Consider the following 13,219-nt stretch of genomic DNA (forward strand, 5'->3'; position numbering starts at 1 on the left):
ATTTCTCCTCTCTATCGTAACGTTATTTCCATTCCGTAATGGATTCGATCGGTAAACGGACCGATTTGTATCCTGCGTCCGCAGCTTTACCGATTGATATCAGCATAACTGGATAATAACGGTCTTTATCCATACCGTATGCTTCAGCAATTTGATCCTTTTCGTAACCGCCAATCGGATTTGTATCGTATCCATGGGCACGAGCCGCAAGCATCAACTGCATCGATACCAATCCTGCATCGATCAGATTCATTTCCCTGAACTGATCCACTGACATGGTTTCAAGCAAACCTTTAATGGCAGGAAGTTGTCTGTCTCTTACTTCTGCTGGCATATAGCCTTCTTCCACTGCCTTATTATAAATTTCATCTGCATAGTCAAGACTGTTCATATCAACGAATACAGCAATCACGGCAGAAGAAGTCTTCACCTGGGTTTGATTGAATTTAGCAAGTGGTGCAAGGGTTTCTTTCCCTTCTGCACTGTCGATCACAACAAAGCGCCATGGCTGCAGGTTAACAGATGAAGGTGCCAGTGTTGCTTCCGTAAGGATTTCCGCCATTTCTTCTTTGCTTATTTTCACAGATGGATCATAGTTTCGGATGGAACGGCGACCTGTGATGATTTCATTAAAGTCATTGATTTTTGTTTGATTCATGATGCATTCTCCTTTTACGCTAATGTTTAGAATTTAATGTCTTGTACATTATGTTGAATTCGATTCAGCATATCGGACAGAACCGAACGTTCTTCTTCTGTGAAAGTCTTGAAGACATTAGAGATGAAAATTTCCTTCTCTTCCCGGTAAGCTTGTATCTTCATTCTTCCCTCATCCGTCAAGCGGACAAAGGTAAACCGGTTGTCTGCAGGATTTTTACGCCGGGAAACCATCCCTTTTCCTTCAAGATGCTTTAAGTGCCTGGTCACAGCAGCCCCATCAATATTGACTTCACGTTGAAGGGCGGTCTGACTGATTTCTTCCACCTCAAACAGCTTGTGCAAAAGTTCCAGACGAGATTGACTGATACCGGTACAACGCTCAAATTTCGGACTCATTTGCTTATATATATCATTGAGTTGAACGATGATCTTCTCTTCTTCACGACACGAGTTGGTCAAAGCATCCTCCTCCTTTTAAATGGTTGACAGGTCAATCATTGACCCGTCAATTAATATAATATATTTCTAGATCATAGTCAATCAATTGGATTTTAGAAAGAAAAAGCCGGCTAAGATGGGTACTACCCCCTTAACCAGCCATAATCATTTCTTCACTTCCCTGTATTCAGTAGATAGCACCTTTAATTTAGTAATGATATCTGATTCATAGTCACCTGTCAGGGGGATATGATCATCTGCATATCTGGAGAGCCCCTCGTGATATCCTACCATGACGGAATACCTCGCTTTACTGAACATACTGATATCATTTGCATCGTTACCGAATGAAATAAAGTCTTCTTCAGCCACTCCGAAGGATGATAGTGCACTCCATTTATGTATATTAGCGGGACTGATATCCACTACCATTTCATTCATATGTATATTCACGACAACCTCCATTGCTTCCAATTCACGTGTTAAACCCTGAAAGTTCGAAGAGGTTAACAGCAATACCTTCACAATCGGATCCAATGATTCGACAGGAAGTGCCTTGGCAAGATTGGCAGGATCAAGGAAATGTAGAATGGGATGATTCTTTGGTCCTGTGTAAGAATAATCCCACTCGCCATCGATTAAATAAGTCGCTTCATAGTGATCAATCAGCTCATGGATCTTTTGCAGATCTTTTGGATGGAAGGAAGTAGAGTGAATCATTTCTCCCTCCTGATAAAGTAAAGATCCGTTTCCACCTATCAAAGGAAAAGAATGCAATCTCACATCCAGTACAGGAAGCATATCCCTGATTGGTCTTGCAGAAGCAAAATATATTTCGTGCCCACTCGATTTTAGTTCCAATAAACAATTGACGATTTTTTCTGAAACCGGTTTCCCTTTAAAGCATATCGTCCCATCTAAATCAAAAACAAACTTCATGAAAACCACCCTCTCTCAATATGTATGATTTTACCACATGATTGAAAAGTGAGTAATCATTTTTTTCAGTAAAAAGACTTACTCCTTCGGTAAGTCCATTGCTTGATAGGCTGCCTGATACTTTCCACCATCCGCCACTTCCGAATGATACAGCGCTTTAAGGGCGAACGTTCTCTCTAAATTCATCTCTTCCATCAATACCTTCAGTCGTGCCTGCAATTCCTTATTATCCCTGACTAAAAGTTTCATTTGTGATTTCATATATCTCATAAGGCTTTCATTCCTCTTTTCTTGTTGAACAATTCATCAAGTATAACACTGATGGTGCCGGTACTGAAGGTATTTATTATGGTACACCCTGTTCAATCTTTCACAGCATACCCATTGGCAAGAACTATCCGCTATTTCTATTCCATGAACAACCCGGTCACGATGATCCCTACCCCATTCAATGCAAAAAAAATACCATAAATCATCATGATCATTCCCGTTCCAAACCCATAAGGATCGAATGGGCTTACGGATAAACCAGTCAAGATAAATACCGCGGGTGTGAGCACTACACATACGAAGCCAGACCAAATTCTCTTCTTTTTATTCTTTCCTGAAAGCTTCACTACCGTAAAATTGGTTAAAGCTAATATCGTCATAATGATGATCAACAACAGAAACAAAACGCCCCAATCAGACAAAAAGAGCCCTCCTTATTTTCTCTAAATATACGCAATCCAGAATGAAATCCCCCAGCTAAAAGCGAGAAACAACAGACTCGCAATCAAATATGGACTTTTATTCGAAGTGCTTGCTGATTCATAATCATGCTTAAATTGGTTATTCGTAATAAACTTAGCGACGGTTCCTGCCTGATTGATTTGTGCTTTCTTCGAAATATTGGTGATCCATCCCAGTCCAAAAAAGCAGAGACTGGAAATGAAAGCCGTATCCATTAAGCTCCATTCTTTCAATAAGCTGACCATCACAGTAGAGCCCGTCATCAGCGAAAACAGGATCAATATGATCGTCAAGGACAGGAACCTGGAAGGAATAATCTTTTCCAGTTGTTTACTGAATTGATCAATAAAAAATGCCAAACCGGTTCCTATTATCAAGATGACAATCGTTAATAATAAATTGAAGTAATAACTCAAACTCGGGCTGCCTCCATTCATCGACTATTCATCTCGTTTGTAGGATAATGGCAAAAAGCGAGTACCTATTCAGGGGATCTGTTCAAGCACCACCTTCTTTTGCCATCCTTCGAACCAAAAAAATCCTTTCTGTTTCGTCTTTTCTACTAAATACGAAAAAACAAACAGAAAGGTTTCAAATTATCCCAAAATGATTATTATTTGGAAATTCCTATCTTGCCAGGTGTTTCCCCAAATAAATGCCACTTGCCGCTGCCTGCGATAAGGAATGGGTTTCTCCTGAGCAGTCTCCTGTCAAGTACAAATTGGAGACATTTGTCTCAAAGTACCGGTCCGTTTCTAACTTAGGCTCATAAAATTTCGCATCCAAACCGTACAATAGTGTGTCTGGGTGCATCGAATCACCAATAAGCCTTTCCACTGAGGCTAAAAACTCCTCAAGGGCCATCCCATACAATTCAGGAACCTCTTCCCGAACATTTCCGCATTCCGCGTTAAGGGACGGACCTACCAGATTTCCTTCCAACGTTTCAGTGTTCCTATGTAATTTGAAATCTTCCAATCTCTGTACGACAATCCGCTCCCGACCTTGATTAATCCCTCCTATGATATCCACTGCATAGTCCATCGCTTCATCATGGGATTGAAAATAGCGTGGTACGAACAAGCTGAAGTTCAGATTCGCACTTGGTGTATCTTCTTCACGGGCATTCTGTCCGTCCGGCATCACCACTCCATGCTGGTGTTTCCTTATGATCCTCCCCCGTGGATTCATACAATAGGTGGTCGCACTGAATGAATCCCTTTCGATCTTAAGCTTGGTTTCAAATGTATCCTGTAAGATCGATTGAAGCTGATCACCCTTCATTTCCACTCGAATCCCCATATCCAGCCTTGTCTTTCCCGGATAAAGCCCAAGTGATCCAGCTTGTTCTTTCAGCCACTTGCTTCCACTCATTCCGGTACCGATCACTAATTTTTCTGTAGTAAACTCACCTTTAGTGGATTTTAAGTGAAAGCCCGCCTCGTCTTTAGAAATGGTCTCGACACGGGTTTCAAAACTGAATGTAACACGATTTTTCAGCACCTCATACATCTTATGAAAAATGTCACTTGCCAGGCGTGTTCCTAAATGCCGGACCTTCGTTGAAAGAACCTTCACATCCACCTCAGCCGCTCTACTTGAAAGCGTCTCATTTCTAGTACTATAAGAAGGGATGATGTCACCGCCAAATTCACAGAGGATACGGTCTACTTCAATCATCAATTCAAGTGTGGTTTGCTGTCCGATTTTCCTGCCAAGTTCCCCGCCGAAATCATTCGTATAATTAAATTTCCCCTCGGATTTCCCAAGGCCAGCAAACCCAATGTACTTACTGCACAGCCCTTCACACGTACACTCTCCTCCCTCATCCAAACCACATGTACGTTCGCTCAGTTTCTTGCCAAGATCAATCATGTGGATCGAAGCATATTCATTGTGCTTCATCAATGTATAAGCGAGAAACACACTGCTTACGCCTGCTCCGATAATGGTGATGTCGTGATGATTCGATTGCATTCTCCCCTCTCCTTTCTTAGTTATAATTGTGGTTGTGCCACTTTTCCAGCACAGTTTCGATATGATCTCTCACTTTGATTCCTGCCCCCTGCCACTTCAGGCGGAAGTAACAGGTCTTAAAGAAATTTTCGATGTTCATTTTCTTCCTATAGAAAAGATAGGAATAGCCTTCTTCCTTGAAATGTTTATTTACCAGCTCCGACAACTCTTTTATCCATACGAATAGAGATTCAGCATTCATTTCTTTTTCAAGGAGTGCTTCAATGGCAAAAAATAGTCGACCATCCTCCTCGTCCATATAAGCACCATCTTTCAATAAACACCCTTTTATTACATTCAGACAACGTTGATGAAGCTCACTAGGAAAAGCAGGATGACGGATCCCTTCCACCAAATAATCCGCTCCGTGTGCAATGCTATGCGCCCATCCTTTTCCGTCTACATAGCCACGCGTATCTTCTTCAGCTTCTAAGTAAAGAAAACTAGCTTCGATTGCTTTATGAACCTTGTCAGCAGACAAAAAAGGCTGAGCACGATCTTTATTTAGAAGTACCGCTAGGACTAATGATGAAAATGCCCGGGTGAAAACCGAATCATCCTCCCTTTTTCCGATGCCAAAAAACAAATGATGTTCATCCATACAAGTATCGAGAAGAAATGACATTTGTTCTGATGATAAATAGTTTCCTTCCATGAATCTGTAAAAATTTGTATAGATTAATTGATCTCTAAGTTCTCCATCGGTCGAACCAATATGGATGATCATTTCATTTAAAAGCTGATCCAAATCCATACCTTTCAATGAATCAGGATGATTAAAATCAATCTTTCTTAATTTCTCTTTCAATAGACTTTCTGTATACATATAGGCATTCTCCTCACCAAAAGGTTTCCATTTCCATCCTATCATATATAACGGCTTGAGGTCCGTCCCTCTACTTATCTTTCAAACTGTGATGAAGATAGGGGATGGAGGCGAGTGTGGAAATGGTTCCAGCCAGCATGATGGTCAGGTTCGTTCCAATGGCCTCGGCCAGTACTCCTGCGAGGAATGCTGCGAGGGGCATGAATACCCATGTCATGAGGCGGCTTGTGGCCTGGACCCTTCCCAATAAGTGATCGGGTGTCAACGTTTGCCGGATCGTGATGATGCAGGGACTCATCATCGAAGCACAGAAGGTTCCGACTGCATTCATGATCACAAGAGCGAAATATGAGTCCAGCATACCGAAGCACAAAATGGAAAGCCCTCCGATGACTGATGAGGTGAACAGGATCCCACGATACGAAAACCGTTTTCGAAGGAGGGATGAGGCTACCGCACCTGCTATGGCACCTACTCCACCCATTGAGAGTAACCATCCAATCATGACCGTATTTAGTTGAACGGAATCTTTTAGATGAAAGACCAATAAGGTAAGGAATAATGTCGTTCCGAATACAGAAGAGACCATGGCCAGATTGGTGTAAAGGATCGGCTTGGTCTTTGCAACAAACTCAAATCCTTCCCGGATCTCACCCCAAATGGAATACGTTGAGGGAATTCTCTCCTTCACCTTCATCCGAAGACTCGCAATGGCAAGAAATGATACAAGGAAGCTGATGCTGTTTATCAACAGGGCAAATCCGGGGTTGCAAAAGGAAATGATCAACCCTCCTAAACCGGGTGCTAAAAAAACTGCTAAGTTGAATATCCCCGAATTCAGTGAATTCACAGCCTGAAGGTCTTCTCTCCTCACCAGGCCAGGCACTGAAGCAAATTGAGAAGTATTATAGATTTGGCTTAATGCTCCGATACCAAACACAACGGGATATACCATCCACATCTCCAGGGCACCCATGATAAATAGAATCCCGATCATCCCGACAAGTATACAACGTCCTAAATCGCATAATAGGAGAAGGCGCTTCCGGTTAAATTGATCAGACAAAATACCCGCAAAGGGCTGCAATAGAATCGGCAGCCGCTCAAGAGCTGCTACAATCCCCATACTGACTGGTGATCCCGTGATGGATAACACCATGAGTGGAATCGCAATTAAATAGATTTGATCCCCGAAAAAAGAAACCAGATTCCCACCCATAAACCTGAAAACAGAATAGTTTTTCTTTAAGGGCGGGAATTCATCCAATTGATTTAACTTGACCGCACGCTCTCCCATGTACATCCCCCTTTTACTAATCAGTTAAATACTGCATCAGTTCATTCGATAATGATTGAACAGCATTCTCTTTCAAGCGATACTTACCATCTCCTGTTTCCACAAGCCTTGCGGACCTGAGAATTTTCAAATGGTGATGGACGGTGGATTTCCCCATGTTCAGCTCATTCGTGATTTCCTGGAGTGTACGCTCTGAGCCCTTCAGCAATTTCACCATTCGGAGGCGCGCTTCATCACCAAGGGCTTTATGCTTCTGAACCAGAAAGTTACTTGGCATGTATTTATCATCCGGATAGATGCTTTCGTTGGCTACAGGGTAATAAAACACCTTTACTCCTTCCACATCCCCTTCCACGTTCCAAGGGCGGTAAATGGACTGGGGGATCAACAGAACTGTATGCACACTCGGCTCGGGAAGATATGTGATACCGCCTGTCGCCCATTCCACCATGGCCTCTGGCTTCAGATTTCTTCTCATCTTCTCCTTGGATTGTTTATCCCTTTTCAGTATTTGAGAAAGATTCTCTTGCTCCGGAACGATCACCTCTTCATACCACAGAGTCATGACCCTCTTCAGGTGATCACGAAGATCGCGAACATTTGTAGTGCAAATAAACTCAATATAATCGGGAAAATACGGGTTATCCTCTGTATACTTCTTCAATTTGTTTCGTGATGACACATCTCCCTTTGAAGCAAGTATTCGAAGGTCTTGAAATTTGAGTCCTATGTATGGAATGCAGATGAATCTGAGTTTTTCATCGTCCAACTCATCCAGAAACGTGATAAATTCAGATAAATCCTGGAATTCTTTTTGATGCAACAAAAGGAGCAGGGATTTCCACGTATTATTCTTTTCAATCAATTTCAAGTCCACTATCAAGGGTTCAGATAAAGATTTTTTCAGCCTGTCCCATGATTCTTTTGATTTTTCCAACGTGTCAATAAGCCTTGAATTCGTGATTGCAGCAATACCTAACGCGCATTCCCATAGAAGAGAAGCCTCGATCCTCACCTCATACGTCTCTCTTTTTCGACTGATCATATGGAGCACATCCATTTAGAAACACCTCTTTTCCAAAAATTTCTTCCTTACGTATATTCTATATTTATAGAATGTAAAATTCAATGATAATCGAAACTAAATTTTTGTAAAGATGCTATTTTTTTTAAAAAAGTAATTCTCCATTCATTTTCTGATAAAAAAGGGCTAGAAACTGATGAATCCATTAGATTTGAAAAATAAAAGCGGATATATATGTACATATTCATAGAGAGTGTGGTGGTTCCCGATAGGAATTCGCGTCATTTCAGATAACCATTGCGTCATTATTTACTAGAATTGCGCCCTTTAACAAATTATGGAATCCATTCTCCCATCCCGCACCGCTTTCAACCTGCAAAACAAAAAAGCACACAAATCCCATACCGGAATTCATGTGCTCCATCAATAATATTACGACTTAACTTTATCCTTCTTAATCTGCTTACTTCTCAACTGACCGCAGGCTGCATCGATGTCCGTCCCTTGTTCTACGCGGACTCCACAGTTGATTCCGTGCTCAAGTAATGTACCGTAAAATTCCACGATCGCTTCTTTCGTACTTCTTTGATATTGGTTGTGTTCGTCAACGGGATTATAGGGAATCAGGTTGACGTACGAAAGGTGACGCTTATTCTTGAGGAGTTTGGCCAGCTGAAGGGCCTCTTCCTTATGATCATTCACATCACTTAAGAGAATATACTCGAAGGTGATGCGACGATTGGTCTTTTCGAGATAATAATCAATCGCCGGCATGAGCTTCTCTAAAGGATACGCACGATTGATCTTCATGATCCTTGTACGCAATTCATTATTTGGCGCGTGCAGTGAAACGGCCAGGTTGATTTGAATATTTTCGTCAGCGAATTTGTAGATCTTATCTGCGAGACCACTTGTGGAAACGGTAATGTGACGCGCTCCGATGGAAAGACCTTTTTGGTCATTTACCACACGGAAGAAGTCCATCATATTATCATAGTTATCGAACGGCTCACCGATTCCCATCACAACGATATGACTGACACGTTCTCCGTTCCCTGCTTCATCCAGATGGTGCTGCACATTCATGATCTGTTCCACAATTTCACCGCTGGATAAGTCGCGGTTCTTCTTCAATAGTCCACTTGCACAGAATGTACACCCGATGTTACAGCCTACCTGTGTTGTGACACAGACACTCAGGCCGTAGTTGAAACGCATCAAGACGGTTTCAATCAGGTTTCCGTCTTCAAGCTTGAATAGGAATTTAATCGTACCATCCTTTGATTCCTGCTTGATTTCCTGAGTGAGCGTATGAAGATAGAAGTTTTCCTCTAGAAGCTGAACACAATCAGCGTTCAGGTTCTTCATATCGGCAAAGTTTGTCACTCTCTTTTTATATAACCAATCCCACACTTGAGCCGCGCGGAATTTCTTTTGTCCGTTTTCAACAAGCCAAGACGTCAGTTGATCTAATGTTAATCCATATATGGATTTCTTTTCCATTTAAAACCCTCATTTCAAAACTCTACAATTTTCTACTTATCTATACTACTTAAAGTATGGGAATGTTTCAAGGGATTTATAAGTGTTGAGAAGAATTGGAATTCCGTAATTTAGTATAAAAAGCACCAAAGTACGCCGGGTATTTGACCCGGCGCATGGTGTTAATGATTGATCCGGTGGATGAAATCATCCAATTTTTCTTTAGATCGCAGCTTTTCATTACATTCACCACTGTCCTGACAAATATAATTCCCCTTCTTTATAAAGGTTCCCTGAGCAGAGGCTTTGGATTCGGACATGTAAAATCCGATGCTTCCAAACGTATTGCAAATCGTGCAAATCCCTTTTTTACTGCTATTTTTAAACGTAGCTTTGAACCCTTTCAATTTCCCTTCGTATTCTGCGACAATATATTTTCTTTCCTGACCATAATCATTCCAGCCTAAATAGGAAATGTCCCTGAGATCAATCTCATCCAAAGCCGGGGTTTTCAGCTTTTTTACCTTAGGGAATAATTTCTTCACAGAGTGATCACTCACTGTTGGAAAGGGGATCACATATGGCTTTAACCCAACCAGAAAATCTTCTGCGTGTTCCGAGTCCCGGATATCCACAATCGGTTCAAGTACCGTTCTCTGTGTTGGGGAGAGCACTTCAAACAGATTGGTCACCTTATCTTGCACGAGGCCCTTCATGGCCTGTAGAACACCAAGGTCATTCACGGTTGCATATCCATTGATCAGCACCTGTGTCTGATACGTAATGAAATTGTATTGATCATTCCGAATAAACGGCTCCATTCTAATCGCTCCTAGAAACATTTGTTATATTACATCCTAAATTCTATGTTTAAATCGAGTCAAGCATCACGTTTAAGTGCCTTCCCTTATACTATATACCTCAGCACCCCATAAGCATATGTAGAGTTTCATTTAGAATTGATCCTTACACAGAAAAAAAAAGCACTGATAGATCTCAGCGCTTTTTGTAAACGATTTTCTTGATTGTTTCACTTGAAAGGTAATATTCATCTGCCAGTTCATGAATCGTCTTTCCATGTAAGAAAGCTGCTTTGATTTCTGCATTTCGTTCATCAATGGCCCTTCTGCTACCGGAACGGCTGCCCCATTTTCGATACTCGGCTTTCGGTTTTGGTATATAGAGGGTTTCACCTTGAACGTATTTTTGGATCTCCCTTACCAACGATTGAGGTAACACAGCTTCCGCTTTCACATATTTCATTTCAGTCAGCTCCTTATTTTTGAATGAATCAGTCAATAAGGTGCAAAGCCGACTTACTAGAAATGTACTTTCATGGCGATTAGATCAGGTACCGCCCCATGCAAAGTATCGCCTTTCTAATAATAGGCTTTGCATGAGACGCTCGGGACTCTGGCAAGATTGTCATCGTAGCCAAGTCACCACCTCCTTCAAATCATTTTCTTCTATTATAAAATAAATCACCTTTTTTTTCACTTTACTTTTCAGCGTTACCATTTAAATAAAAAGCAGTTGAACATATGTAGAATATGGTATAATCTTCTAAATACTACAAAGGAGTCGGTTCCCATGTTTTCATTCACGGTTGATCAAGAAATTTCCATCGAGCTTTTCCAGCAGCATCATAAAGAGGAGTTGTATGAACTGATTGATTCTAACCGGGAGCATCTCCGTCAGTGGCTGCTATGGGTGGATAAACGCACGTCCCCAGAGGATCTGGTGCCGGTCATCCCCATCTGGATCCGAAATTATGCTGATAATAATGGATTCGATGCGGGTTTACGTTATCATGGGCAATTAGTCGGGATGATCGGGCTCCATTATATCGATTGGAAAACGAGGAGCACAAGCATCGGCTATCTTCTTTCGGAAGAGGCACAAGGAAAAGGGATCATCACACGATCCATGTCCTCTCTATTAAATTATCTTTTTAATGAAATGGATCTTAACAGGGTAGAAATCCAATGTGCCTTTAACAATAAGAAGAGCATGGGTATCCCCGAACGGTTGGGGTTTACAAAAGAAGGGGTCACGCGGGATGGTCAATGGTTATATGATCACTATGAAGACCTTGTAACCTATAGTATGTTGAAAAAAGATTGGACTTCTTAACCTTGTATTAAAAAACAACCAGCCAGGGATGTATAGGCTGGTTGTTTTTCAATCATTTAGATCGGATTCATAAAAAGTAAAAAACCATTCAGTTTTTTAAGGAATCAGCCAGATTACCTTTCCACGAAATGTTTCGATCTCCTCAAGTATCAAACAATCTTCCCTCCAAAGCTTTCACGTATCGCTCTGCAGACATTTTCACTCTTTCGTGAGCATTCTCCTTCACAACCCGGTGGAAGGCATTATATAGCCGTTCAAATGTCAAACCTTCAATAACGGACGCCATCTCTTTTACTTTTGATGCAGGCAGGGGGATGAGATTTGGATAGCTGTACATAAAGCTGACCCACTCCCTATCAGCCACGACCTGGATGATGTCCCCTGTAAGGAGGATGCCTTTGTGTTTGTAACCTGCTTTCCATTCAAGTACGGCACCGCCTTTAAAGTGACCGCCCAGACGTTGGATGGTCAGTCCACTATTTAATTCTAAAGACTCGCCGGACCAATATACAATGTGTTCACTTTCCCTCATCACCCATTCCCGATCATCCTCGTGTATGTATATAGGGACCCCGAAGACTTCCGCCCACTCTGCCTGTGTGGAATAATAATGGGGGTGGGATAATGCGATGGCATCCAATCCTCCCAAATTCGTGATCTCACTGATCGTTTTTTCATCCAGGTACGAGATGCAGTCCCATAAAAGGTTAAATCCCTCCTGTTGAACCAGATAAGCCGTTTGACCGATCGCGAATTCAGGCATTGTCTTCAAACTATACAACCCTGACTCTTCAAGAGTGAAGATGTTCTTAAATGATCCCCTCTTCATATTTTCCAAGGTGGTCCATGTTTGACCGGCAGGACTGACATATTGTCTTTCTTCTTCACAGATGACACAATGATCTGGGACCACTGTCGATTCTTCATATTGAACTCCACATGTTTCACATATGTACTTCTGCAATTGAAAACCTCCTATTATCATTATTGGAAATTATTACATTATGATTCTATCGAATAAATCCATTACCTGCAAAAACTACCTTTACTCATTCAGTAATGCATTTAAATCGTGTAAATGCTTTTCACCCTTCAGAGATTTTTCCATACACACACGTATCCGTTAAACGTTCTCCATCAACAGATAGGTCTTCATTACGCAGGATTCCCTCCAAGTCATAACCAAGTCTTTCCGGAATTGCCCTGCTTTTGTCATTCGTGGATTCGCACCTTATCTCCACTCTTTTTCCACCCAATTCATTCAGGGCAAAATCGTTTAATTTCCCGACCGCCTCTCCCATGTATCCATTCCCGCTCATCCGGGTGTCGATCCAATATCCGATTTCAAATTTTGGGACACTCCAATCGATGTTATGGAACCCGGTTGAACCGACAAATTCATTCGTGCGTTTCAAAAAGATCAGGTATCTCAAACTTTCCCTTGTAAGGAATTTCGCGTATGCTTCCCGTGTGTTGGCTTCCGTATCATCCGGGGAAGGGTTGCTCTGAGCGAAGCCCAGCCAGGGCTGTAATTCAGATAAGGAATTCTTGATCGCTGTGTTGACTGCACGACCGTCACCCGGTTGGGGCATCCTTAATTCTAATCTTTCGGTTTCAATCACTGTAGGTACATCCACTAAAACTGGATTCATTTCTAAACACTCCTTTAATA

At 41.7% G+C, this 13,219-nt stretch carries 16 protein-coding genes; 1 reads left to right on the forward strand and 15 read right to left on the reverse strand.

Annotation, left to right across the window (positions count from 1 at the left end; all coding sequences use genetic code 11):
• Nucleotides 1-22 precede the first annotated feature (22 nt).
• From CN378_RS09110 to CN378_RS09170, 13 genes are all read right to left on the reverse strand, one after another.
• On the reverse strand, nt 23-658 hold the full coding sequence (locus CN378_RS09110; RefSeq protein WP_098351577.1) for a nitroreductase family protein: 636 nt from the start codon (nt 656-658) through the stop codon (nt 23-25).
• A 26-nt stretch (nt 659-684) separates the two neighbouring features.
• Nucleotides 685-1,119 carry a MarR family winged helix-turn-helix transcriptional regulator gene (locus CN378_RS09115; protein ID WP_179884856.1) on the reverse strand — a complete coding sequence of 145 codons (435 nt, stop codon included), beginning with the start codon at nt 1,117-1,119 and terminating at the stop codon, nt 685-687.
• Between the two features lie 144 nt (nt 1,120-1,263).
• Nucleotides 1,264-2,037 carry an HAD-IIB family hydrolase gene (locus CN378_RS09120; protein WP_098351578.1) on the reverse strand — a complete coding sequence of 258 codons (774 nt, stop codon included), beginning with the start codon at nt 2,035-2,037 and terminating at the stop codon, nt 1,264-1,266.
• A 78-nt stretch (nt 2,038-2,115) separates the two neighbouring features.
• On the reverse strand, nt 2,116-2,307 hold the full coding sequence (locus tag CN378_RS09125) for a hypothetical protein (protein ID WP_098351579.1): 192 nt from the start codon (nt 2,305-2,307) through the stop codon (nt 2,116-2,118).
• Nucleotides 2,308-2,444: 137 nt separating this feature from the next.
• Nucleotides 2,445-2,729 carry a hypothetical protein gene (locus tag CN378_RS09130; RefSeq protein WP_098351580.1) on the reverse strand — a complete coding sequence of 95 codons (285 nt, stop codon included), beginning with the start codon at nt 2,727-2,729 and terminating at the stop codon, nt 2,445-2,447.
• A 21-nt stretch (nt 2,730-2,750) separates the two neighbouring features.
• On the reverse strand, nt 2,751-3,185 hold the full coding sequence (locus tag CN378_RS09135; protein WP_098351581.1) for a hypothetical protein: 435 nt from the start codon (nt 3,183-3,185) through the stop codon (nt 2,751-2,753).
• Between the two features lie 211 nt (nt 3,186-3,396).
• The gene (locus CN378_RS09140; protein WP_098351582.1) at nt 3,397-4,746 is read right to left on the reverse strand and encodes an NAD(FAD)-utilizing dehydrogenase; all 1,350 of its coding nucleotides are present in this window, start codon (nt 4,744-4,746) and stop codon (nt 3,397-3,399) included.
• 16 nt (nt 4,747-4,762) lie between these two features.
• Nucleotides 4,763-5,611, reverse strand: coding sequence for a DUF2785 domain-containing protein (locus CN378_RS09145; RefSeq protein WP_179884857.1), 849 nt, complete (start codon nt 5,609-5,611; stop codon nt 4,763-4,765).
• Between the two features lie 70 nt (nt 5,612-5,681).
• Nucleotides 5,682-6,908 (reverse strand): MFS transporter, encoded by a 1,227-nt coding sequence (locus CN378_RS09150; RefSeq protein ID WP_098351584.1) that lies wholly within the window; start codon nt 6,906-6,908, stop codon nt 5,682-5,684.
• Between the two features lie 16 nt (nt 6,909-6,924).
• Entirely contained in the window at nt 6,925-7,968 is a 1,044-nt protein-coding gene (locus CN378_RS09155; protein WP_098351585.1) for an ArsR/SmtB family transcription factor, read from the reverse strand.
• A 396-nt stretch (nt 7,969-8,364) separates the two neighbouring features.
• A complete protein-coding gene (gene rlmN / locus CN378_RS09160) occupies nt 8,365-9,435 on the reverse strand; it encodes a dual-specificity RNA methyltransferase RlmN (RefSeq protein WP_098351586.1) in 1,071 nt (356 codons plus the stop codon).
• Between the two features lie 161 nt (nt 9,436-9,596).
• Nucleotides 9,597-10,235, reverse strand: coding sequence for a FusB/FusC family EF-G-binding protein (locus CN378_RS09165; RefSeq protein ID WP_098351587.1), 639 nt, complete (start codon nt 10,233-10,235; stop codon nt 9,597-9,599).
• A gap of 175 nt (nt 10,236-10,410) precedes the next feature.
• On the reverse strand, nt 10,411-10,677 hold the full coding sequence (locus CN378_RS09170; RefSeq protein WP_098351588.1) for a CD3324 family protein: 267 nt from the start codon (nt 10,675-10,677) through the stop codon (nt 10,411-10,413).
• Between the two features lie 327 nt (nt 10,678-11,004).
• Here CN378_RS09170 and CN378_RS09175 point away from each other — a divergent pair, with 327 nt between their 5' ends.
• Nucleotides 11,005-11,547: a GNAT family N-acetyltransferase gene (locus CN378_RS09175; RefSeq protein ID WP_098351589.1), complete on the forward strand. Its 543-nt coding sequence runs from the start codon at nt 11,005-11,007 to the stop codon at nt 11,545-11,547.
• 142 nt (nt 11,548-11,689) lie between these two features.
• Here CN378_RS09175 and CN378_RS09180 read toward each other — a convergent pair whose 3' ends face one another.
• Together CN378_RS09180 and CN378_RS09185 are read right to left on the reverse strand one after the other, a co-directional pair.
• Nucleotides 11,690-12,511 carry an MBL fold metallo-hydrolase gene (locus tag CN378_RS09180; RefSeq protein WP_098351590.1) on the reverse strand — a complete coding sequence of 274 codons (822 nt, stop codon included), beginning with the start codon at nt 12,509-12,511 and terminating at the stop codon, nt 11,690-11,692.
• 121 nt (nt 12,512-12,632) lie between these two features.
• A complete protein-coding gene (locus tag CN378_RS09185) occupies nt 12,633-13,199 on the reverse strand; it encodes a GNAT family N-acetyltransferase (protein ID WP_098351591.1) in 567 nt (188 codons plus the stop codon).
• Nucleotides 13,200-13,219 lie beyond the last annotated feature (20 nt).

Origin of the sequence: Bacillus sp. AFS015802 (genome assembly GCF_002561455.1) — a bacterium.
Classification (GTDB): Bacteria; Bacillota; Bacilli; order Bacillales; family Bacillaceae_B; genus Rossellomorea.